This window comes from Alistipes intestinihominis (genome assembly GCF_040095975.1).
GTDB lineage: Bacteria > Bacteroidota > Bacteroidia > Bacteroidales > Rikenellaceae > Alistipes > Alistipes senegalensis.
In genome coordinates this window covers 360,694-384,223 of sequence record NZ_JBBMFL010000001.1, presented here as the reverse complement: position 1 = coordinate 384,223, position 23,530 = coordinate 360,694, and the positions used below count along the sequence as shown (strand labels likewise).

Below are 23,530 nucleotides of genomic sequence, written 5' to 3'. Positions count from 1 at the left end.
CCCTATGAAACTGAAAGCATTCCTGCTGATCGCAATGCTGCATTTCGCGGCGCTGGCCTCCTGTGCCGGAGAGACGCCGGAAACGCCCGTCCCGCCCCAATCGGGGGAAGAGGGTTACAAGACCATCGACCTGAGCGGCTACCGCCTGATCTTCTCGGACGAGTTCGACGGCAAAAAGATGAACTGGAACATCTGGGCCGCCGAAAATCCCGACAACATCAAACACGAGACCAGCCGCGGCCCCGAGGCCGTGGAGGTGCGCGACGGAGAGCTGCGTCTCAACGTCCGCAAGGTCAACCGCAGCGAGAAGGTCAAATGGATCGCAGGCTATGTCTATCTCAAAGAGCCGCTGGAACACAACGTCTACATCGAATGCCGGTTCCGTTCGGGTGCTTCGTCGGGCGTGAACAACGCCTTCTGGCTCGCCTGCAAGACACCGCCCAACAACACCTGGTGCAACAAATACGAGATCGACATCGTGGAGGCCCGCAAGAATGTCCGCACCGGAAAAGGCAGCGGCCATTTGGCCTATCACGACTGGAAAACCTATCCCTACGCCCTCGACAAGAACGGCAACAAGTGCGACATCGCCGCCGGAATCGCCGTCGAACACGATTTCGACGAATACCATGTCTGGGGACTGTGGTACGGCGAGAACGAGATGATCTATTACCTCGACGGCGAAGAACTCTGGCGCGGCACGACCAGCAAGACCTATCCCGACCAATACTACACGGGCGTCGGCAAAGCCCCCGTATGGAATCCGCTCGAAGAACAGCGCGCCTACGGCAAATACGGGCAAGAGGACTGGAACTACCTCGGCGGCTACAACGGCGACAGGATGCACATCATCCTGGCCAATATCCCGTGGGGTTCGGCCTGGTCGCCGCTCGTGGACGAAGAGGCCGACGGAACGTGGATGGCCGTGGATTACGTGCGCATCTACAAACCCGAGGCGCTGCTCGACCCGACGCCCGACACCGACCTCAAAGCCCCCTGTGCCGAAATCGCCCTCGATAAGACTTACAGCCTCGCCGAAGACGGCTGCATCTATTTCAGCACGGAGATCACCAAGAAACCGGGCGAAGAACTGACGCTGACCTTCACCGACACGGACAATGCCCCCGTGGGCAAGGTGATCGTCGATGCCGAAGGATCGCTGCTGACCGGCATCACACGCCTTACATCGAGCAAAGTGGCCGCCTCGGTCGTGCAGGGGAAAAAGTTGGTCCGGGACAACGAAAAGACGCTGCTCGTCTGCCGCATTACGGCCAAAGCCGCCCGCGGCAAATACGACAAGGACGCCATCAGCGTATGGTGCGCCCCGGCAGCCGATGCCTCCGAAGCGCCGGAGCCCTATTTTTACCCCAATCTGGATGAGAACGGCAGCACCTCCGCCACGCAAGGCTGGTACATCAACCAGAAAGGCTATTCGGACGAAATCATCCGCCGCGTCGCTTTCTCCTCGACAACCGGAGAACTCTCCTCTTTCGGACGCTTCCGCGCCGGACGCAATTTCCTTTGTGTAACCCGATAAGCACGACCGAAAAATGAAGCACTGGATACCGAGTTGCCTGCTGCTGGCAGGATGCTCCACAGGGATAATGACCGCCCCGGCGGGAAAACTCTCCGCCGAGGTTTTTACCGCACCGAACGGCTCCCTGGCCTATACCGTGTCGTACGACGGCAGAATCGTCTGCGACACTTCCTCCATGGGCGTCACGATCGACGGGACCGACACTTTCGAAGAGGTATCGCTCCGGCTCGCCGCAAGCCGCGAGCGCGACGAAAGTTATCCCGTACGCGGCGTGCACGACCTCGCCCGCGACCATGCACGCGAATACGTCTGGGAAGTGACGCACCGCCCCACAAGATACGTCTACACCCTCGAAACACGCCTCTACGACGATGGATTCGCCTATCGCTTCATCCTCCCGGGCCGGGGTGTCCGCCACGTCGGCGACGAAGCGGCCGAATGGCGCCTGCCTGCCGACAGCCGGGTCTGGTTCGCCGAACGGAACTCGGCGTGGAAACTGCTGACCTATGCCGGCGAGTGGACCTCGGCCCCGGCATCGGAACTGAGCACGGTATCCTCGCAAGGGCCCGTACAGACCATGCCGCTGCTCTATGAAACCGCGGACGGATTGCATCTGATGGTCACCGAAGCCGCACTTTACGAATACAGCGGCATGCGGCTGTGCGCCAGCAAAGACGGCAGCCTGCACGCCGATTTTACCGAAAAAGAGGGATTCGACCTCCGCGACACCGTCACGACACCGTGGCGCGTACTGATCATAACCGAAGACCTCGACCGGCTGGTCAATACGGACATCGTCACCGACCTCAACCCAGCACCCGATCCTGAGCTTTTCGGCGATACGTCGTGGATACGCCCCGGGCGGTCGCTCTGGAGCTGGTGGAGCGGCATCGACGGCCGTTACATGACCATCGAGGGCGAACGTGCCGTCATCGACCTCGCCGCTGAAATGGGATATGAATATTCGACGCTCGACGAAGGGTGGGAGAACCTTGCGGACAAATGGACGACGCTTCGGGAAATGGCGGATTACGCAGCCGGAAAGGGCGTCGGGCTCTTCGTATGGCGGCATTGGGAGAAGCTGAACGACCCGGCGGAAGATTATTTCCAGCTGCGTTCGTTCATGGACAGCGTCGCCGACTGCGGCGTAAAGGGTTTGAAGATCGACTTCATGAACGGCGAAGGACTCCGCCAGATACGCTTTACGACGGCCGTGCTCGAAAATGCCGCCCGCCGCCGTCTGCTGATCAATTTCCACGGATGTCAGAAGCCCTCGGGAGAGATCCGCACCTATCCCAACGAACTCACCCGCGAAGGGGTCCGGGGCATGGAACTCAACCGGATCACGGCCAATTACCTTGCACGCATGCGGGCCGCGGGAACACCCGTCGCCGATCGTCCCCATGTCCCGGGCGACGAGAACCAGAACATCCCGGCCTCTCACAATACCGCGCTGCCTTTCACCCGCTGCGTGGCGGGTCCCGCCGACTACACGCCCGCAGGCTTCTCGATGCCCGGCGATGTTCTTCCGGTCCAACAGCTGGCCTGCGCCTACCTGATCACCTCGCCGCTGATGACGCTGGCCGAAAATCCCTTCTACCTCTTCCGCGAGGAGCGCCTCCGCCCGGCATTGGAATTTTTGCGCGAACTCCCTGTCTGCTGGAACGAAACCGTCGTACTGCCGCAAAGCCGTATCGGCAGCCTGGCCGCGTTCGCCCGCCGCTGCGGAAAGACGTGGTATTTGGCCATCGCAACCGCAGAAGCCGTTCAGGAGACATTCAAGCTGGATTTTCTCGCCGAAGGGACTTATACGATGGTCCTGCTCGAAGAGGACGGCGAAGAGGGATTCCGCCGCACGGAACGCCCCGTCGCAGCCGGGGAATCGGTCCCGCTCGACCTGCCCCGAAACGGAGGGGCCGTCGCCCGCTTCATCCGCCGATAACGAAAAAACGCCTGCAATAAGCAGGCGTTTTTTCATATCGACCGATAATCCTATTCGGGATCGACCGCCGGAGTGTTCAACGGAAATTCGTGCGTGTGGGCGGCCTTGCCCTTGGGACCGATGATCCGTACCCGGATCAGACTGTCCGAAACGTCGCAACGAGCGTAACTCTTATTGTCGTTGATCACGATCGGGAACTGTGCGCCCCGCTCCCCAGCGGGATGGAACGAATAACGGTGTTCGTGGCCGCAAAGCATCAGGTCGATGCCCGCCTCGTTCAACACCGGCATGAAGAGCTCGTTGAGATGGAGGTTTCCGTGCCAGGTGCCCGTCGTCGGAGGCACATGCAACAGGACGATCCGCGCCGATGCCGAGAGGAACTCCTCCGACTGCACGGCTCTTTTCAGCCATTCGCACTCCTCGACGCGGTAGGCATCGTAATCGGCCAGCCCGTAGTACTCGACATCGCTGTCGGGCTTGTCCTCCCCGCAGTCGAGCACCAGCAAGCAGACATCGCCGTAACGGTAAATCCCGTAAAACTCCCCGCTGCGGGTCGGAAAACAGTTGATCAGACGGTCCGACCAGACGCCTCGCGTCTCGTGGTTGCCGCGGTTGAAGAGGATCGGCGTTCCGGAGGCAAACAACGCAGCCGAGGTATCGACATAGTCCGCAAAAAGCTGTTCTTCGCTCTCGACGCTGCTCGACATGTCGCCGTTGAAGACGACGAATCCCAATTCACTGAAATCTATCTTCTTACAAAGCTCCGCCATGTAGTCGGCACGGCCGTGGATGTCGTTGAAGACGATGAACGAACAGTCGGCGCCCGAATCGGGGAAAGTCCGGAACGGATAGGGTTTGCGGCGGAAAACGTCGCTCGCGGCGACACGCCCGTAGGAGGCTTTGCCGCGCTGCGGCCACGCCGTGACCTCCTGCGAAAAGATGCGGTAACAGTAATCCGTGCCGGGTTTCAGTCCCTTGATGCGCACGGCATGAAGGGTTCTGTCGGCCAGCTTGCGGCCCGCGACGGTCTGGTAGTAGCGCGTATGCTCCTGCGCGTAGAAACTCCGCCCGTCGTCGGGCGCGACCTCGACCCACGAAAGGGCCGGTTTGCTGGTGGTCCAGACGACCGTGACGCCGTCCCGGGTCATGTCGCAGAGATAGGGGCCGTGCGTGATCTTGAAATCCTGTGCCGCGGCAGCCAGCGAAAAGAGCAGCCCGGAAAGCGCAAAAAGGAGTTTTTTCATTATCGGAAAGTGTTGGTTGTTCCGGAATGCAAGATACGAAAAATTCCGCAGAATTCCGCCCCGGTCGTCCGATCTCCCGCAGCCGTCATGCAGCTGCGGCCCGCCGCCTTTGGAAGGCGGCATAACTACCTCCGGCCCGTTTTCTTTTTGCGGACCGACCAGCCGAAATGCCCCAGCGCCTCGCCCAGCGCAAAATACTCCCCGTGGGAATAGACGATCGGGTCGGCGCGTTCGAGGCAGAAACGCCCCGTCTGAGGGTCGATGTAGGCTTCGTCGGCCTGCACCCCGACCACCTCGGCCAGAAACATGTCGTGGGTCCCGAGCGGCAGCACCTGACGCACGCGGCACTCGATGTTCACGGGCGATTCGGCGACGACCGGCGCGGCGACCTTTTCGGACGCGACGGCCGTGAGACCCATCTCGCGGAACTTGTCGTAGTCGCGGCCCGAGCGCACGCCGCACCAGTCAGCGGCACGTGCCAGCCGGCGCGTCGTGAGGTTGATGACGAACTCGCCCGTGCGGCGGATGATGGCGTAGGAGTGGCGTTCGGGCCGCACCGAAATATAGCACATCGGCGGATCGGAGCAGACCGTGCCAGTCCACGCCACGGTCAGCAAGTTGTACTCGTCGGGCGTCGCGCCGCAGCTCACCAGCACCGCCGGCAGAGGATACAACACGGTTCCGGGTTTCCAGTTCTGTTTCATCTCGATTCGTTTTTCGGGACAAAGGTAACGGTTTTTGCGTATATTTGACATCGCAACGGCACGAATGCCCTCCGGTTTTGCAGCGCGTCCGGTTTTTATATACCTTTGTTTCATATGCTCGCCGATTTCATCCGATACCTCGAAGCGGAACGCCGCTACTCGCCGCTCACCGTGCGCAACTACCGCCACGACATCGAACTGTTCCTCGCATGGCTGGGGATCAACGACACGGATTCCGATCTGCGCCGGGTGACCACGGAGGACATCCGCGAGTGGATCATCTTCCGCACCGAGGAGGGACGCCTGAGCGCCGCCTCGATAAACCGCGAAATATCGTCGCTGCGGTCGCTGTTCCGCTGGCTGCTGCGCACGGGAGTCGTCAGCCGCGACGTGGCGGCACCCGTAGCGTCGCTGAAAACCTCGCGCCGACTGCCGGCCTTCGTCCCCGAGAGCCGCATGAGCGGCATCGTCAACGACTGCGAACAGGACAGCGACGATTTCACCCGCGAACGCAATTCGCTCATCGTGCTGCTTTTCTACGCCTGCGGCCTGCGGCTGGCCGAACTGGTCGGCATCGACCGCAGGGATTTTTCGGAGGACTACACCTCGCTGCGCATCCGGGGCAAAGGCGACAAGGAGCGCATCGTGCCGATCCTGGAGTTCGTCCGCGAAAAGATTTTGCACTACATCGGGTTAATTGAAAGGCAAAATATTTGCATTTCACCGGAAAAAGCGTTATTTTTAACACACAAAGGAAAACGCATATCCCGGACGGAGGTTTACCGGACGGTGCGGGACGAGCTGGAAAAGGCGGGCGTACAAGGAAAGAAAAGCCCTCACGTGCTGCGTCACACCTTCGCAACGCACCTGCTGAACGGCGGAGCCGATATGCGCGAAATACAGGAGCTCCTGGGGCACGCCTCGTTGCAGGCCACGCAGGTCTACACGCACAACAGCATTGCCAAGCTCCGGGAGATTTATACGAAAGCCCATCCCCGTGAAAAGGGTGGCGAGTGATTAACTTTTATAATATAAGGCTATGAACGTACAGATTCAATCCGTGAAATTCGACGCCGACAAGCGGCTGATCGAATTCGTGAATGCCAAGATGGCGAAGTTGGACCGCTTTGCGGAACGCTCGACCGGAGCCGAGGTCATTCTCAAACTCGATAAGGACCACGAAAAAGGAAACAAATTCGCAACCATCACGCTGCACATGCCGGGCGAGGACCTGGTGGCCTGCCACCAGTCGAAAGCCTTCGAAGAGTCGGTCGATGAAGCCATCGACGCCCTGAAACGTCAGCTGGAGAAATTCAAGGCGAAAACCGAAAAATAAACCCCACCAACCTTTAACCTTAACTAACTAACGCCGCGACGGCCGCCTTTTCGAAAAGGCGGCCGTCGCATTCGTAGTGGATAGGGGATTCGAACCCCTATGTCATGCGTGAGAGGCATGTATCCTAACCCTTAGATGAATCCACCGGTTTTGTGGTGCAAAGATAACGCCTTCTTTCGAATCTCCAAAATTTTCCGCCGAAAACTGTGATTTTTTTCGCAAAAAGCCCTCCAAACCCACTTTTTAATTATCTTTATAACAGCTAAAAGACTTTCAGCCATGAAAACCCGCATCTCCCTGCTTCTCGCCGCCGCGCTCCTTGCCGCCGGTTCCTGCACGAAACGCCCCGTACAACCCCGCTTCGGCATCGCGGCCACCGACACGCTCGTCAGCCGCAACGGAATCGCCTGCAAGATCGAATACCGATTCGCGTCGATCCTCAACGCCGGGAAATCCCCCGCCCTCACGGCGATCGAGCAGGCGAACATCGGCTATTTCTTCGATCTGGAAGCCTTCTCCGGCACGGTGCGGGAGGCCGTTGCCGCCGCCATCGGTCAGTTCGCCGACATCTACCTCGCCGACAGCCTGCCGACAGGCTCCGGCAATGCGGAATACGAGATCTCCGCCGAATCCGAAGGCGCCGTCGTGGACACCCTGGTCGTCTACACCATCACGCAGTCGAGTTACACCGGCGGTGCGCACGGCATGTACAGCCGCGAGAACTACGTCTACTCGCTCGACGGAGGCTACGAAATCACCCTGGTCGATCTCTTCACCGAAGCGCAGCTGGAGAGCCTCGGCCGGCTGATCCGCCGGAAACTCTACGAACAATACGACGTTCGGGACGACGAAGGGCTCGTTGCCGCCGGGTTCTGCCCCGAATACATCGCCCCGACGGAGAATTTCCTCGTCACGCCCGAAAGCATCGTTTTCTGTTACAATCCGTATGAAATCGGGTGCTATGCGCTCGGGAGCGTCGAGGTGGAGGTGACCCGCGAAGAGCTGGCCGGGCTCTGAAGGCGCCGGCCGGAAAAGAAAAAAGGTCCGAGTCTCACGACTAGGACCTTCTTTTTCGGCGGGGAACCACCCCCTCCGAAAATGAGGTTCAATCGGAGGTATTCGACCCATCGAACGAGTACCGTTCCCAGGTCTTAGCAACGGATCGTTCCGCTGCAACCTGCCGATTTCCTCAACCAACCTAAAACTACTAACCTAAATGAACCTTAAAACTTCACTGCAAAGATAAGGGGCATTTTTCAATTATGCAAATATTTTACGAATATCTTAAATATATTTAACAATTTGGTAACATAGCGTGCTCCCGAAAACCGCTTACCCGATTAAGGCGCTATTCCCGCAAGCAATTCAACATGAGCCACTTCACTTCGGGTAAACTTCGGGCAAAACTGAAAAACTCTGAAAAAGAAAACCGCACCGGACAAAACATGCGGACAACGAAAGGCAAAGACAAAAAAAAGGAAACCCGGAATCAGAACCGGAGTTCCTCTTCCACAGTTTCCTCACCAACCTAAAACTACTAACCTAAATGAACCTTAAAACTTCGCTGCAAAGATAAGCCGAAAAAAGATACCCTGCAAGTTTTTATTAAAAAATTTTTCGAATTTATTGATATTTTTTAATATCGCTACGCCTCGGCAAAACGCAAGTAACTGTCAATCAACACGAACAGCCGACCGAGCGACGATCCGTAAGATTTTCCGGCGGAAAGCGTGCAGTATTTCGGAAATACCGCATTTAGAGAATATAATTGTTATGTACTGCTCGTAACAGATAAAATTGCTATTTTTGCCGAATGATTCCGACAGCCTCTGTTGCATACACGATTTCCAGCAAAACCCCGGCAGAGATTTTGCACATTCGCTATTGCCTATCCTCGAACTCCTAACCTAACCAATAGTTTTACAGTACGATGACTGTTTCGTTGATCATTACCACTTACAACTGGCCGCGTGCGCTCTATCTGTGTCTCGACAGCGTGATGCAGCAGACCGTCATGCCCTCCGAGATATTGGTTGCGGACGACGGATCGGGTATCAGCACCCGCGATGTCGTGAGGCATTTTCAGAACATCTCGCCGGTTCCCGTGCACCACATCTGGCACGAGGACCGCGGATTCCGCGTCGCAGCCATCCGCAACAAGGCCATCGCCGCCAGCTCCGGCGACTATGTTATCCATGTCGATGGCGACCTGATCCTGCAACGCAATTTCATTCAGGACCATATCCTCTTCGCCCGGGAGGGGTGTTATGTTTCGGGCTCCCGCGGCATCATCACCGAAATGCTGACCCAAAAGGTCCTCAGCGGAGAGATCACCTCGCTGTCGGCGCTGACCAAAGGCGTGCGCAACAGCAACAACGTCATGCGCGTGCCCGTCATGGCCATCGTCTACCGCATGATCGCCCCCTCGCAGGCTCCCAGAAGCTGCAATCTGGGGTTGTGGCGCCGGGACCTGATCCGCGTCAACGGATTCGACGAGGCATTCGAGGGCTGGGGATACGAAGATACGGAACTGGGGCTGCGTCTGAACAACAGCGGCGTACAGCAGCGTCGCATGAAATTCCAGGGCGTCGTCTTCCACCTCCATCACGACAAAGCCTCGCGGGCAAACTGCGCCATCAACGAACTGCGCTATCTGGAAAGCATCCGCGAACACCGCACCCGCTGCGAAAAGGGCCTCGACCGGCACCTTACCCCGAAAATCTCCTATCTCGGGGGGGGGTCTGCCGCCGTCGTCGGAGGCTGATCGGCAGGCACTTCCTCTGCAAACTATTTTTCAAACGATGATTTTTCGAGAAACAGCTTCCCGAGGAATTGCCGTACCCGGAGGCGGTCTTCGTCCGTCATCCGGGCGTCGTCGTTCAGGCAGAACAGCGACGGATCGTATTTCTCCATCACAGCTTCCAAATCCGGCGTATAGGCGGGAATGCAGCGCGAGTCGCTCCCGCAGCCGACACCGAAGAGGGCGCGAAGCCGCTGCACGGCGTTCTCCGACTTGTTATACCGCGTGACCTCACGCAACGAAGCCTCCCCGCGGGCGAGAGCGTAATAGAGCACCAGCGAACGCTGCCAGTCGTCGCGCGAACGGAAGCGGTGGCGTTCCGTAGGGGCCAATTCGTCGCGGAACGCTTCAAGGGCGGCGAAAAAATCGCTTTGGCAGTAGGCATCGACGTTATGATGGGGCGCCAGCCCGGAACAACGGCCGCAGCGGGCCCGCACCAACTCCTGCATACGCAGGATCGTGTGGCAGTAAATATCGTCGTCGTGGCGTTTCAGCGACTGCTTCTTGAGCCGCACGACCGAACGGCCCGCGGCATCGAAGAAGAAACCGGAATCGACAGGACGACTGAAAAACATATCGTCGTTGGCATAGAGGAAATGCTCGGCCAAACCGGGAATCCGGGGCAGAAACAGTTCGATCGCGCAGGAGTTGAAGACGGGAAGAATCTCCGCAGGCATGATCTCGCGGTGAGAAACCACCCGCACACGCGGATTCGACGTGTCGAGCCACGCAGGCGTTTGATCGTCGGTCAGGATGTAGACGCGGCGAATCCACGGCGCATAACGCTCGGCCGAACGCAGCGAATAGCGCAGTTCGTCGTTCTCGACGAAACGGCACTCCCCCGCCGCCTCGGGGTCCACCCGCTTGTCGGCAGGCAGATAAGCGTTTTTCTTCGCCAGCCACGCGGGGTCATTACCATCGACCCAGAGGTACACCAGATCAATTTCCATAGTCGTACTCATTTGTCGGCGGCGCGGCGGCGCCAGACCGGGATCAGGTCGAACAGCCGGAAGGTCTGCCGGTCGCCGCACTCCTTGATTTTCAGCCACGTGATGCCCCAACGGTCGTACGTGCGGCGGGTGATGCGCCGGAAGCGTGCGTCGAGATGCAGTCCGTGCGCCGCCACATAGCCGGCGAACGCTTTGTGGGCCAAATATTTATCCTGCTGTTTCTTCGGCGTCTGGCGGCTCTTGGTGATCGAAGTCGCATTCACCACGTAGCGGTAAACCACGTCGGGCACCGTCACCGCGTCACCGCCCTCGCACAGCACTCGCATCGTGTATTCGACATCCTCGTAGCAGACCCTTTCGCGGAAGCGCAGCCCCAGCCGCAGCAGCATTTCCCGGCGCAGGAGCTTGTTCATCACGTAGAAGTCGGGCGGACAGCGGCAAACGCGGAACTTCTCCTGCACGTCGGCCACCACCTGCCGTTCGGTATAGCGGATCGTCCATTTCGAATACGAGGGGCGTATCTTCAGCATCGAGGCGCACGCCACGTCGGCCCCCGTCTCCCGGGCCGCCTCGTAGAGCCGTTCGCAGTAGGCCGGGTCGATCCAGTCGTCGGAATCGACATAGAGGACGAACTCCCCCGTCGCGGCATCGAAACCGCGGTTGCGGGCGCCGCCCAACCCGCGGTTCTCCTGCGAGATCACGCGGATGCGCGCATCTTCGGCCGCATAGCGGTTCAGAATGTCGATCGAGCGGTCGGGACTTCCGTCATCGACACAGATGATCTCGATGTCGCGCAGGGTCTGTCCCACCACGCTGTCCAAGCATCGGGCCAGGAACGGCTCGACGTTGTAGACCGGAATGATAACGCTTACTTTCGGTTCCATCGGTTATCGGATATAATTTTTCACCGCTTCGGCGATTCGTTCGCCGTCGAGCGCCGCGGAGATGATGCCGCCGGCATACCCCGCCCCTTCGCCTGCGGGGAACAACCCCTCCGTCTCGGGGTGCATCAGCGTCCCGGGGTCGCGCGGCACGCGCACGGGAGTCGAGGTCCGCGACTCCACGCCCACGACCAGCGCCTCGGCAGTCACATAGCCCCGCATCCGGCGGCCGAAGGTCGTGAGCCCCTGCCGCAGTCCCTGCGCGATGAAGCCGGGCATCCAGCGGTCGAGCCGCGAGGGGGTGACACCGGGAATGTAGGAGGTCGCGGGCAGCGATCCGCTCGCACGTCCCGCCACGAAGTCGGTAACCCGCTGTGCCGGAGCGATCTGGTGCTCCCCGCCCTCGCGGCGGGCCAACTCCTCGAACTGCTGCTGGAACCGCAGCCCCGCCAACTCGCCCCACTCGCTCCGCAGGTGTTCGAAATCCGCCAGACGCACCTCGGTCACCAGTCCGGAATTGGCATAGGGCGACGTGCGGCCGCTGGGCGACATGCCGTTGACCACCGACTGCGCGGCATCGGTCATGGCCGGGACGATGAATCCCCCGGGACACATGCAGAACGAGTAAACCCCGCGGCCGTTCTCCTGGCTCACCAGCGAATAGGAGGCCGCCGGGAGGTATTCGCCGCGCGCCTCGCAATGATACTGGATCGAGTCGATCAACGCCTGCGGATGCTCGATGCGCACCCCCATAGCGAAAGGTTTGGCCTCGACGCGCACGCCGCGGCGGTGGAGCAGTTCGTAAATATCGCGCGCCGAATGGCCTGTGGCGAGCACCACGGCGGCGCCTTCGATCAGGCTGTCGCCGCACCACACGCCGCGGATGCGGCCCTTTTCGATCTTCAGGTCCGTGACGCGGCTTTCGAAGCGGAACACGCCGCCCGCATCGACGATCGTCTGCCGGATGTTCTGCATGATGCGCGGCAGACGGTCGGTGCCGATATGCGGATGCGCCTCGTAGAGTATTTCGGGCGTCGCGCCGTGGAACACGAGCGTTTGCAGCGCCTTGTTGTAGTCGCCGCGCTTCTTGCTGCGCGTGAAGAGCTTGCCGTCGGAGAAGGTCCCGGCCCCGCCCTCACCGAAAGCGTAGTTCGAATCGGGATCGACAGCACCGTTGCGGTTGATCTGCGCGATGTCGCACTTGCGGGCCGAGACATCGCGGCCGCGCTCCAGAATCACGGGCCGCAGCCCCAGTTCGATCAGCCGCAGGGCGGCGAACAACCCCGCGGGCCCCGAGCCCACGATCACCACCTCCGTACGACCCTCGACCGAGGGATAGTCGAAATGCACCGGTCTGGGCTGCGGCTCGCGGTCGGCATAGATCTCCAGCGTGAGATTCACCTTCACCTGCCGCTGACGGGCGTCGATCGACCGTTTCACGACCCTCGCCAGCGCGATGTCCGCCTCGCGGATGCCCATGCGACGGGCTGCCTGCGCGGTGTAGAACTTCGCATCGGCGGCCTGCCGGGGTGTGAGCGTGAGGGTTATCTGCTGCGGCATATTACGGAATTTTGTCTACAAAAATAACCAAAAAACCCGGATAATCCCCTTCACCGATTGCTATTTGTGAATTTTTGCCTACCTTTGTCTTACCGATGCGGATATGGTGTAATTGGTAGCCACGTCAGACTTAGGATCTGATGCCTTACGGCGTGGGGGTTCGAGTCCCTTTATCCGCACAAAACGACTTTCGGGGACGGATTTTCGAATCCGTCCTCTTTTTCGTCCGTATATTAAGAATGAAATCCGCTCCTGCTGCAATATGCGGCAGGAGCGGATTCTTTTTTCCGGCAGTCGGCGGTTATTCGACCGTAAGCGTGATCGGATAGTGATCCGAAAGATAAGTTACACCGTAATTCGGCGAAGTGACCGTCTGAAAACGGACCGGCTTAACGCCTTTGTAAAATATATGGTCGAGGTTCCAGCGTGCCGACGGCGTTCCGCCGCCGAAATTGTTATAACTGTAAGCGCTGTCGCGGTCGGGAGCCTTCTCCCGGCCCGACTGCATCCACGCATAGTAAGGCGCCAGCGCCGACCGGCGTGTATCGTCGGCAGCGTAGGAGCAATTCATGTCGCCCACGATAAAGACGGGCAGGCTCCCGGCGATCTCCTTCATTTTATTCACATTGAGCTGCGCACACTTCAAGCGCGCCTCGTTGTCCGCAGCCGAGGTGTTCGATTCGGGGAAGTGCGTCGAAAGGAAGACGAACTCCCGCCCCGAAGCATTGTCTTTCAGATGCACCCACACGGAGGAGCGGCGAGCCGAATTGGTCGCATCCCACGGTGCGGAGGGCGTCTCGGGAGTCTCGCTCAGGTAGAAATACCCCCAATCGACACGCGTGAAGAGATCGGTACGGTAAAGCACCGTCGAATTTCCGCCGGAGCCCGTTCCGGTGTTCGGCACTTCGAGCAGTTCGTATTTCGTGAGCATCGTTTTCAGGTAATTGCGCTGCTCGGTGCGCGACTCCTGCATGCCGATCACTCCGGGATTCACATCCTTGATCATATCGACACAAGGCTTCCGGCGCTGCGACCAGGACTTTTCGCCCTGATCCGTCGTATTGCTGTAACGGATGTTGAAAGACATCACTTTCAGGGAAAACACTTCGGAAGAGGGTCCTTCGGGAGCCGGAGCCGGCTCCTCGCCTTCCGATTTGCCCGAGGAACATCCCAGGGCGAAAAATGCCGCAGCATAAAACAGATATTGCAATTTTTTCATTTTCGTTCGTATTTAACAATTCGTATTCGTTCGACCGTCCATTCACAACTGACTGTAATGGAAGCGTATCTCCTGCGGCGCCTTGTGCTCGCGCACGGCCGTCGCAGCCACCCGTCCGGCCGACTGGCCCAGTATGACGGAATTGGAATTGACCCGGTAGCTGGAATGGGCGATGAAATCGCCGCTGATGCAACGGCCCACCATCATCAGCCCCTTGACATCCCGGGCGATCAGGGCCCGCAGCGGAATGTCGTAGGGCTTCGACTTGATGCCGCGCGTATAGGAGCCTCCCTTGCCCTCGCTTTCGAGATGCACCGAATGGACATCGACTCCGTAACGCACCTCGCAGACAGCGTCTTCGTGGCGGCGTCCTTCGACCAAATCCTGCTCCGTAACCGTGTAAAGCCCGTGAATGCGCCGGCCTTCGCGGCATCCGATCTGCGACGCCGTGGCCACGAGCTTCAGCCCCTCCCAGCGGCCGCCCAGCGAGCGGAGCGAATCGACGATCCGGTGCACCTCGCGGCGGCCTTCGATGCTCGCCCTCGTCAGGTCGTCACGGCTGATGCTCTTAGCGCCGTACTGGTGCGTCGCCATCAGCGCATAGAGATCGTCGTGGAGCAGGAACAGACACGGCATCTTGTAGCTCGCCTCGAAACCGCCCCGGCGGATTTCGGCAATCAGATTCCGCTTGGACGCCCTCCGGGTCTTCCGGCCGTTCCACAGCACGCAGTCCTCGATCTCCTCGAAACGGGCTCCCGTCACCAGCCCCAGCATCGACATCGGTTGCACATGCCCGTCGGCATCGCCCCAGTCGAATCCGCAGCCGCTCAACGCAGCAACGTCGCCGTCGCCCGTCGCGTCGATGAAGATCTCCCCGGCGATCGCCTCGCGGCCCGACTTGGATTCGGTGACGACATGCGTGATGCGCCCCCGGTCCACGACGGCCGCCACGACCGACGTATAAAGCAGCACTTCGATCTTATGCTCGGCGCACAGTTCGTCGAGCAGCAGTTTCATCCGCTCGACATCGAACGTAAAAAGTTCGTCGGTCCAGACCTTCGTATTGCGCCACTTGCGTTCGGTGAGCGTCTGCTTCAGTTCCTGCATTAGACCCGTCTTGTTCTCGTGGTCGAGCATGACGCCCAGCAGCCCGGCCGTCCAGGTGCCGCCCAGAAACCCGGCATGCTCGACAAGCACGACCCGGGCCCCCGAACGGGCCGCCTCGACGGCGGCGCCGATACCGGCAGGACCTCCGCCGCAAACCACGACATCGGCCGTACGGCTTACCGGCACGCGGCGTTTCTTCTCCGCAACGTTCCCGTCCGGAGTCACGGAGTCCTCCACCGTTTCCGCGGCGGAAAGCACCTTTCCCGCAGAGAGCAGCAAAGTCGCGGCTCCCGCCTTTTTCAAAAAATCCCGTCTGTCCATAGCCTGCCGGTTATTTGGTTACGACAATGTCATCCAGGAACCATTGTCCCGTGTTGCTGAACGCCAGTCTGGTCGAAGCCGTCGCTCCGGTCACGCGCACCGTGAAGGTACGCCACGTGAAACAGTCGTCGCGCTTCGTGAACTCTCCGGTCATATCGGGCTGCGCCTCGACCGTACCGTCGCCCTCGGCCACCTGCACCGTGATCTCCTTCTTATCAATGGCATCCGTGGAGCTGCACCGGACCACGGCCTTGAACGAAACGACGACATCGGTCGGCGTCGAACCGAGCGATGCGAGCGCCGGCGTGGTCAGCACGCCCTTGGCCGTCAAGCGGACATATCCGATGGAGGCGGTCACGGTTCCCGAAACGCTCCAGCCCTCCGGAGCGTCATAGGCCGCCCCGGTCACATAGGCCAGGTGGCCGATGTCCGACATGTAATCCAGTCCCGAAAGGCATTCGTCGAATCCCTGAGCCAGTACTACCTGCTCGCCTACGGGCATCGTCGTCGTGTGGTAGGCTTTCTTTTCGAACTGGGAGATGCAGCACCCGAACGTGAAACGGACGATGTGCGACGGGTCGATCGCAGTGCCCTTGACAGGCGTGTCGCCGGCCTTGGCCACACGCACGTAGAGCGTGCTTCCCTTGGCCAGAGGAGCGGAAGTCGGAATGGTGAAGACCGCCTGCCGGTGGTTGTAGGCATCCGCGTTGATGTTGGGCAGCAGCGCGAACGACACCGATTTGTCCTCATTGACGGAACTTTCCGTCGGGCAGGCGCTCTTGCCGTTCCAGGCATAGAACGCGTCGATATCGTGCCAGGTCGCATTGTCGCCGCTCCACTCCACTTTCCAATCGCGGGGAACGGCGCAGAGCGAAGAGGAGTTGGTCAGCATGCCGAAGCCGAACGAAAGCGTCCCCGACAATTCGCTGGTCACGGGAACCGCCACGGTCCACGCGGCATTTTCCGCATCCCAGCCCGAAGCCCTCAGCACACCGGTGTAATAACGGTCCGCGGTCAGGCCGGCCGCCGTCATATCGCCGGCTCCGGTCAGCGTGATGCTCGCCCCGTCATTGAACAGGAAAGCGTTCTTCGCCTCGTTGACCTTGCCGCTGACACAGTTGTCGATGTCGCCCTTGACGAATTCGATCAGGTGTACGAAAGGCTGGAATCCGGTCAGATAGGAGGCGGCTCCCTGCACGACGGGCAGCTGCACGCTCTTCGACTCGTCCCGCAGCTGCACGCACACCTGCCCCGACCGCGAAACGCTGTTGCTGGGATTCTTGGCGAACGAAAGGGTCACGCTCCCGTTGCCGATACCTTGCGCGGGCTCGACCGAGATCCAGGGAGCCGTATCGCCATCGGTCCCCGTGGCAATCACCGACCAGTAGCCGTCGCTCTCGACATCGAACGTGCGGATGTCGCCGTCCCCGGCGATGTCGTCCAGCACCACCTGCGAGGGAACCGAGACATTCGCCTTGCCCCCGGTCACATTGTTTTCATTTTCACATCCGGGCAGCAGCACAGCGGCGACCATCGCTGCTGCCGGAAAGATACCTATAAAATAACGTTTCATGAGAATCTGTTTTTTAATTAATAAGTTGCGCGGAGCGGCCGTCAGCCGGAGCGCCGTTGCAGCCAAAAGCTCCGTTCCGTTTCAAACTTTCGGATCACAATACACAACCAACACCGAAAGACAACGAAACACACCTGTTTCGACCGCGGACACCCATCCGACAGGGAGCCGATCCCCGTTGTGAACCGCGATGCCCGTTACCGAAGAATCCGGCCGGAACCGGAAATCGTCGAGCGAGGCACACTGAAATACAAAAGATGAAATCTGCAAAAAACGCGGCTATTTCTTTGTTTTTACAAAATATCCACGTATATTCGCATTGTCTACCACACGGTTTTCAGCCTTCCAACTCTGTTCCGTGTGGGCAGGTAGGCATCACAAATATACTACTAATTTAATTATTATGAAAAAACTTCCGACATTTTTTTCTAATGCGGGGGGGGGAATTTAGGTAATTTCATTTTAGCATCTCTTTTATTTCTCATCGAAACCCTCTTTTTCTCCACTTCCGCCTTCTCCCAGGAAAGAACAATTCAAGGGACCGTGCAAACAGAGCAAGGTAAACCCATCTACGGAGCCACCGTCATCGTTCAGAACACCACGCTCGGCACCACGACCGACGCAGACGGAAAATTCTCCATCAAACTCGACGCAGGCACCCAGCCCGTCCTGCAAATCTCATTTATCGGTTACGAAACCCAGACAGTCCCCGCCGCCGGCAAAACGCAGGTGGAGGTAATTCTGCGCGAAGCCGTCAACGAGATGGACGACGTGGTGGTGGTCGGCTACGGCACGATGCGCAAAAAGGATCTTACGGGCGCCATCGCCAGCGTTGACGGCACGGCACTCACCGCCCGCAAAACCAGCCAGATTTCGAACGCCCTTCAAGGGGCTTTGCCCGGAGTCACCGTGACGAGGACCAATTCGGCCCCCGGCGCCAACGCCACCATCCGCATCCGCGGCATCACCTCGATGAAGGACAGCTCGCCGCTGGTCATCATCGACGGCGCTCCCGGAGCGATCGGCGATGTCAATCCGGCCGATGTGGAGAATATCTCCGTGCTGAAAGACGCCGCCTCGGCCGCCATCTACGGAGCCCGCGCCGCCGCCGGCGTGATCCTCATCACCACCAAACGCGCCAAGAGCGGCGAACCGACCTCGGTGGACTACACCTATTCGATCTCGCTCGACTATCCGACCCGCATGCCCGAATACGAAGACGCCGTGGGCTACATGAAGGCCCAGAACGAACAGATGTACAACGACACGCCGTCGGGCGGTCTGTACAGCGTCTACACGCAGGAGGAGATCGCCGACTACCGGAAATTCCATGCGCAGAATCCCGATCTCTATCCGGACACCGACTGGCTCGGCATGATCCTCAAAAAGAACGCCCTGCGCCAGTCGCACGCCCTGAGCATCACCTCCGCCGGCAAGACCACGCGCACGAAAATCAGCCTGGGCTACGACGATGTGGACGGTCTTTTCCGGAAGAACCTTTCGTGGAAACGCTTCACCGTGCGGGCCAACAACGACATCCGGCTGGCCAAATGGCTCAACGTGTCGCTCGACCTGAACATGCGCAAAACCAAGTCGGTGAATCCCTATTACAGCCCGTCGAGTACGATGCGCTACATGCCGCCGACGTTCGCCGCCGAGTGGAGCGACGGCCGTACCGCCTCGGGAAAAGAGGGCATCAACCCCTACGGCAAGATGATGGAGGGCGGTACGAAGCGCAACGAGACGTGGCTCGGGGGCGGCAAGTTCCAGGTCGAGATCACGCCCGTCAAAGGACTGAAAATCACGGGTGCGTTCGTACCCAAATACGTGTTCGAAAAGGACAAGGATTTCAACATCGCCGTGCCCTACACGCCCTGGAACGATCCCACGGTCACGCCCTCGTACCTCTCCGGCGCCACGACCACAGACCTCAAGGAGAGCCGCACGGACACCTATACGCACACCACCCAGCTCTTCGCCAACTACGACATCGATCTGGGACGCAACGGCGACCATCACCTGAGCGTCATGGCCGGCGTCGAGGACTATTACAAACACTACGAGGACATCTACGCCTCCCGCAACCAGTTCAAGATCAGCTACTACCCCTATCTGTCGATGGGCTCCACCGAGCTGATGGGGGCCGGCGTGAACAACTCGCCCTACGAAAACGCCTACGTCTCGGTGTTCGGCCGCGTGAACTACAACTACAAATCGAAATATTACGCCCAGGCGAACTTCCGCTACGACGGCTCGGGACGCTTCAAGAAAGGCAACCGCTGGGGATTCTTCCCCTCGGTGTCGGCCGGCTGGGTCCTCACGCAGGAGAAATTCATGGAGGGGGCGCGCAACGTACTCTCGTTCCTCAAGCTGCGCGCATCTTACGGACAGCTGGGCAACGACCGCATCGGCAACTACCCCTACCAATCGACCCTTTCGTCGAACGACCCGGTGGGTTTCGTCGGCTCCTCAAGTCTGGTACAGGCCCTGCAAGGGTTCTCGGCCTATCAGATGGTTCTCGACGACATCACCTGGGAGACCACCGAGACCTATGACGTGGGCATCGACGTCAATTTCCTCAACGACCGCCTGCGGATCACGGCCGACTACTATAAAAAGACCACGCGCGACATGCTCATCCTGGTGGACATCCCCTCCTATCTGGGCTACACGGCCCCCTATAAGAACTCGGGCGACATGAACACCAAAGGCTGGGACCTCTCCGTCGCGTGGAGCGACCATATCGGCGACGATTTCAGCTACTCGGTCGCCGTGAATCTCTCGGATTACAAGTCGATGATGGGCTACATCGGCAACGACTACCAGCTCAGCGGCGGCACAATCATCCAGTCGAACACGGAATATAAAGCCTGGTACGGCTACCGGAGCAACGGACTGTTCCAGACCGCCGAAGAGGTGGCCGGCAATCCGACGGTCTCGTCGTCGAACCAGCCGGGCGACGTGCGCTACGTCGATCTGAGCGGCAAGGACGGCGTTCCCGACGGCACGATCTCGGCGACGTACGACCGCACGGTGATCGGCAGCTCGATGCCGCGCTACAACTTCGGCGGCAGCATCAACCTCGCCTACAAGGGCTTCGACCTGGGGTGCACGTTCCAGGGCGTAGCCAAACGCGACGCGCTGCTGACCGACGAAATGGTCCAGCCGCTGCGCACGGGCTGGTACAACGTGCCGAAATTCGTGGTCAACGACCATTGGAGCGTCTTCAACACCATCGAACAGAACCGCCGCGTGCGCTATCCCCGCTACTCGCAGAACAGCGGCACCACGACGGCCAACTACGCCGTGTCGGACTACTGGCTCATCGACGGCTCCTATTTCCGCATCAAGGACATCACGCTGGGCTACACCCTGCCGCAAAGATGGCTGCGGAAAATCTTCGTCAAGGACCTGCGCCTCTCGGCCACTCTGTCCGACTTCTTCACGTTCAGCCACTTCCCCAAGGGCTGGGACCCGGAGGTCAGCTCGACGGGCTACCCCATCACCAAATCCGTCATCTTCACGGCTTCCATCAAATTCTAATCTCCCGCGTTCATGAAAACATCAACGAAATACATCGCGCTCTGTACGGCCGCCGCACTGCTCGGCACGGCCTGCACGAATCTGGATCTCAACCCGCTCGACAATCCCTCGGCCGAAACGTGGTACGACGACGGCCCGAAGATCGAGATGTCGCTCAACACCCTGCTGCTCCAGCAGTTCTGGCCCCAGGAACGCTACGAGTTCACCGGATCGGGAGTCATGGACATGGACGAGATCACCGACGACCTGATGCGGCGCAACGCGCTGGTCGCCTTCAAGGCCGGAACCCTCACCGCCACCCATGCCGCCACGACAAACATGTGGAGCCTGACCTACAAGGGAATCACGCGCTGCAACGCCATCCTCGAAAACATGCCCAAAGCCAAGGCCAGCCTCGATCCCGAACTGTACGAACGCTACGAAGGCTGCGCGCGCTTCTACCGGGCCTGCTTCTACTCGCGGATCATGATGCTCTTCGGCGATCCGGTCTATTTCACCCGCGATATTCCGCTCGAAGAAGCCTACGACATCGGACGCACCCCCTGCGAGGAGGTTCTCGAACACGTCTACGACGATTTCAACTATGCCGCCGCCCACTGCCCGGAGACCTATCAGGGAGCCGTGGTGCGTGCGACCCAAGGCGCAGCCTACGCCATGAAGGCCCGCGTGGCGCTCTACTTCGCCTCGCTCTACACCTATGACGCCGCCATGCGCGACGCCGACAAAGCCGCCTATCATTACGGCATCGCCCGCGACGCCGCCAAGGCGTGCATGGACCTGAACGTCTACCAGCTCCACGCCGACTTCGGCGAACTGTTCCTGAACAAGACGCACAACGCCGAAGAGTCGGTCTTCTGCATCCCCCGTTCGCTGGCCTACGCCGCCGACAACAAACGGCAGTACCTCCAGGGGACGAGCATCACGGCCAACATCCCCATCGGACTGGGCGGCACCATTTCGGAGTTCCCGACCTGGGACCTCTTCTGCGCGTTCCTCTGCACCGACGGCAAGCCCATCGACGAATCGCCGCTCTACGACCCGGCCGATCCGTTCAAGAACCGCGACCCGCGCCTGGCGGAGAGCATCGTGGAGTTCGGCACGGATTTCTGCGGCGTGGTCTACGACCCGCGCTTCGATGTCGAACAGGTCTGGGACTCGAACGTCGGACGCAACATCACCAACCCCGACAACATCGTGACGGCCAGCGAATCGCGTCTTCCGTCGCGCACCGGGCTGGTGCAGCGCAAAGGCATCGACAAGGACTGGACGGACGACTATCAGGCCGACCCCGACAAGATCATCATGCGCTACGCCGACGTGCTGCTCATGTATGCCGAGGCGAAGATCGAGCTGAACGAGATCGACGATGCGACCCTCGAAGCCATGAACCGGGTCCGCGCCCGCGCCTACGGGGTCCAGCACACCGAAACGGACAAGTATCCGGCGATCGTCACCCGCAGCCAAAGCGAGCTGCGCACCATTCTGCGCACCGAACGCCGGATGGAGTTCGCGTTCGAGCGGCTGCGCATCTATGACCTCCTGCGCTGGCGGATCGCCGAGAAGGTGCTCAATTACAGCGACTGGACGATCAAGTACAACGCAGGCGCCAACGTACTGAAAAAGGTGATGACCGACGGACAGTGGTTCATCCCCACGCCCGCGATCGACGAGAGCGGATGTCCGGAGATGGACGCCACTTTCAGCCGGGAAAACCGTCCCCACATCACCGCGCTTTACAACCGGGTATTCAATCCGGAGATACACTATCTCTGGCCGCTGCCCGCAACCGACGTGCTCGTGAACAAGAACCTCAAACAAAATTACGGCTATTGACCGGAACCATACGCCGCGGCGGGAGTCCGACACCCGCCGCGGCGTATAAAAAAACGCATGAACGACCATCCAACCATCCGAATATGAAAAAAACGATCCGCTATCTTCTGTCCGGCCTCGCGCTGCTCTCCCTCGGAGCCTGCACCTCCTCCGACAACGAAGACGGGAGCGGCGGCAACGACGGCGGCCTGACTTTCGTTACGGTCGTATCGTTCAACATCCGTGTAGACAACACCGCCGACGGAGACAACGCCTGGAACAACCGCAAACCGGCATCCGCCGCCATGATAAGACAGGAACGGCCTACGGTCATGGGGCTTCAAGAGGCGCAGCCCCATCAAATCACCTATCTGGCCAAAAACTGCCCGGACTACGCCTGGTACGGGCTAGGACGCGACACGGGCGCTATTCCGCCCGAAACCGAAAGCTACGCGGCAGAGGAGTGCATGGCCGTTTTTTACCTTACGACCGAAGTCGAACTGCTCGACAAGGGGACCTTCTGGCTCTCCCAGACTCCCGACATCCCCTCCAAAGGCTGGGATGCCGCCTATAACCGGACATGCACGTGGGGACTTTTCGAGCACAAAGCCTCCGGCAAGCGATTCTACCACCTAAACACGCACCTCGATCATCAGGGCGCCACAGCACGCGAGGAGTCCATCAAGCTCATCGCCTCGAAAATCAAACAATTCAACACGGAGTCATACCCGGTATTCCTCACGGCGGATTTCAATTCGGACACGACGGACAACATTTTCGCTCCGTTGTTCCGCACCATGCGCGACGCGCGCAGAACGGCATCCGACACGGACAGCGAAGCCACGTATAACGGCTATAAAACCACCTCCGCCTACAAGCTCGACCACATTTTCCATTCGGGCTGCACGGCCTCCCTGTTCAAAACCCTGACCGGGAATTACGGTGCGCCCTACATCTCGGACCACTACCCCGTAAAGGCCCGGTTCATTCTCCCCTAAACA

Annotated in this window: 17 protein-coding genes and 2 tRNA genes; 10 read left to right on the top strand and 9 right to left on the bottom strand. The window is 59.6% G+C overall.

All coding sequences use genetic code 11. The features are described from left to right. Positions 1 to 4: 4 nt before the first annotated feature. Positions 5 to 1,537 carry a glycoside hydrolase family 16 protein gene (locus WMO46_RS01510; protein ID WP_278963308.1) on the top strand — a complete coding sequence of 511 codons (1,533 nt, stop codon included), beginning with the start codon at positions 5 to 7 and terminating at the stop codon, positions 1,535 to 1,537. A 13-nt stretch (positions 1,538 to 1,550) separates the two neighbouring features. Then, positions 1,551 to 3,479 (top strand): glycoside hydrolase family 97 protein, encoded by a 1,929-nt coding sequence (locus WMO46_RS01505; protein ID WP_278963309.1) that lies wholly within the window; start codon positions 1,551 to 1,553, stop codon positions 3,477 to 3,479. A gap of 50 nt (positions 3,480 to 3,529) precedes the next feature. On the opposite strand, the gene WMO46_RS01500 is transcribed toward WMO46_RS01505, so the two are convergent. Further along, positions 3,530 to 4,723: an FN3 domain-containing metallophosphoesterase family protein gene (locus tag WMO46_RS01500; RefSeq protein ID WP_302588043.1), complete on the bottom strand. Its 1,194-nt coding sequence runs from the start codon at positions 4,721 to 4,723 to the stop codon at positions 3,530 to 3,532. A gap of 125 nt (positions 4,724 to 4,848) precedes the next feature. Beyond that, on the bottom strand, positions 4,849 to 5,427 hold the full coding sequence (locus tag WMO46_RS01495) for a flavin reductase family protein (RefSeq protein ID WP_276759274.1): 579 nt from the start codon (positions 5,425 to 5,427) through the stop codon (positions 4,849 to 4,851). 114 nt (positions 5,428 to 5,541) lie between these two features. On the opposite strand from WMO46_RS01495, the gene WMO46_RS01490 reads away from it, so the two are divergent. Both WMO46_RS01490 and hpf read left to right on the top strand, forming a co-directional pair. Further along, the gene (locus tag WMO46_RS01490; protein ID WP_302588044.1) at positions 5,542 to 6,444 is read left to right on the top strand and encodes a tyrosine-type recombinase/integrase; all 903 of its coding nucleotides are present in this window, start codon (positions 5,542 to 5,544) and stop codon (positions 6,442 to 6,444) included. A 22-nt stretch (positions 6,445 to 6,466) separates the two neighbouring features. Continuing rightward, positions 6,467 to 6,763: a ribosome hibernation-promoting factor, HPF/YfiA family gene (hpf, locus tag WMO46_RS01485; protein WP_010262683.1), complete on the top strand. Its 297-nt coding sequence runs from the start codon at positions 6,467 to 6,469 to the stop codon at positions 6,761 to 6,763. Between the two features lie 74 nt (positions 6,764 to 6,837). Here the strand turns inward: hpf and WMO46_RS01480 are convergent. Then, positions 6,838 to 6,909 (bottom strand) — tRNA-Glu (locus WMO46_RS01480). A 133-nt stretch (positions 6,910 to 7,042) separates the two neighbouring features. Here WMO46_RS01480 and WMO46_RS01475 point away from each other — a divergent pair. Together WMO46_RS01475 and WMO46_RS01470 are read left to right on the top strand one after the other, a co-directional pair. Then, entirely contained in the window at positions 7,043 to 7,780 is a 738-nt protein-coding gene (locus WMO46_RS01475; protein WP_129650778.1) for an RsiV family protein, read from the top strand. A 913-nt stretch (positions 7,781 to 8,693) separates the two neighbouring features. Beyond that, positions 8,694 to 9,527, top strand: coding sequence for a glycosyltransferase family 2 protein (locus WMO46_RS01470; RefSeq protein WP_019152248.1), 834 nt, complete (start codon positions 8,694 to 8,696; stop codon positions 9,525 to 9,527). Positions 9,528 to 9,550: 23 nt separating this feature from the next. On the opposite strand, the gene WMO46_RS01465 is transcribed toward WMO46_RS01470, so the two are convergent. From WMO46_RS01465 to WMO46_RS01455, 3 genes are read right to left on the bottom strand one after another with little or no spacing between them, the layout of a single operon-like run. Then, positions 9,551 to 10,513: a stealth family protein gene (locus WMO46_RS01465; protein WP_349093636.1), complete on the bottom strand. Its 963-nt coding sequence runs from the start codon at positions 10,511 to 10,513 to the stop codon at positions 9,551 to 9,553. Positions 10,514 to 10,521: 8 nt separating this feature from the next. Then, positions 10,522 to 11,397 (bottom strand): glycosyltransferase family 2 protein, encoded by an 876-nt coding sequence (locus WMO46_RS01460; protein ID WP_302588050.1) that lies wholly within the window; start codon positions 11,395 to 11,397, stop codon positions 10,522 to 10,524. Positions 11,398 to 11,400: 3 nt separating this feature from the next. After that, complete coding sequence (locus WMO46_RS01455) at positions 11,401 to 12,954, bottom strand: NAD(P)/FAD-dependent oxidoreductase (RefSeq protein WP_302588052.1); 1,554 nt, start codon at positions 12,952 to 12,954, stop codon at positions 11,401 to 11,403. Between the two features lie 97 nt (positions 12,955 to 13,051). Between WMO46_RS01455 and WMO46_RS01450 the strand changes: the two genes are divergently transcribed. Further along, positions 13,052 to 13,133: transfer RNA gene (locus WMO46_RS01450), tRNA-Leu, on the top strand. Positions 13,134 to 13,255: 122 nt separating this feature from the next. On the opposite strand, the gene WMO46_RS01445 is transcribed toward WMO46_RS01450, so the two are convergent. From WMO46_RS01445 to WMO46_RS01435, 3 genes are read right to left on the bottom strand one after another with little or no spacing between them, the layout of a single operon-like run. Then, positions 13,256 to 14,173, bottom strand: coding sequence for an endonuclease/exonuclease/phosphatase family protein (locus tag WMO46_RS01445; RefSeq protein WP_129650783.1), 918 nt, complete (start codon positions 14,171 to 14,173; stop codon positions 13,256 to 13,258). 42 nt (positions 14,174 to 14,215) lie between these two features. Further along, on the bottom strand, positions 14,216 to 15,601 hold the full coding sequence (locus WMO46_RS01440; protein ID WP_129650784.1) for an FAD-dependent oxidoreductase: 1,386 nt from the start codon (positions 15,599 to 15,601) through the stop codon (positions 14,216 to 14,218). Positions 15,602 to 15,611: 10 nt separating this feature from the next. Beyond that, positions 15,612 to 17,174, bottom strand: coding sequence for a BACON domain-containing protein (locus tag WMO46_RS01435; protein ID WP_302588055.1), 1,563 nt, complete (start codon positions 17,172 to 17,174; stop codon positions 15,612 to 15,614). Positions 17,175 to 17,633: 459 nt separating this feature from the next. Between WMO46_RS01435 and WMO46_RS01430 the strand changes: the two genes are divergently transcribed. The 3 genes from WMO46_RS01430 (at position 17,634) to WMO46_RS01420 (ending at position 23,527) form a co-directional block, all read left to right on the top strand. Further along, entirely contained in the window at positions 17,634 to 20,717 is a 3,084-nt protein-coding gene (locus WMO46_RS01430; protein WP_349093642.1) for a SusC/RagA family TonB-linked outer membrane protein, read from the top strand. 12 nt (positions 20,718 to 20,729) lie between these two features. Then, positions 20,730 to 22,550, top strand: coding sequence for a RagB/SusD family nutrient uptake outer membrane protein (locus WMO46_RS01425; protein ID WP_278817547.1), 1,821 nt, complete (start codon positions 20,730 to 20,732; stop codon positions 22,548 to 22,550). A gap of 83 nt (positions 22,551 to 22,633) precedes the next feature. Then, positions 22,634 to 23,527, top strand: a complete 894-nt coding sequence (locus WMO46_RS01420; RefSeq protein ID WP_349093635.1) for an endonuclease/exonuclease/phosphatase family protein — start codon at positions 22,634 to 22,636, stop codon at positions 23,525 to 23,527. Positions 23,528 to 23,530: the final 3 nt, after the last annotated feature.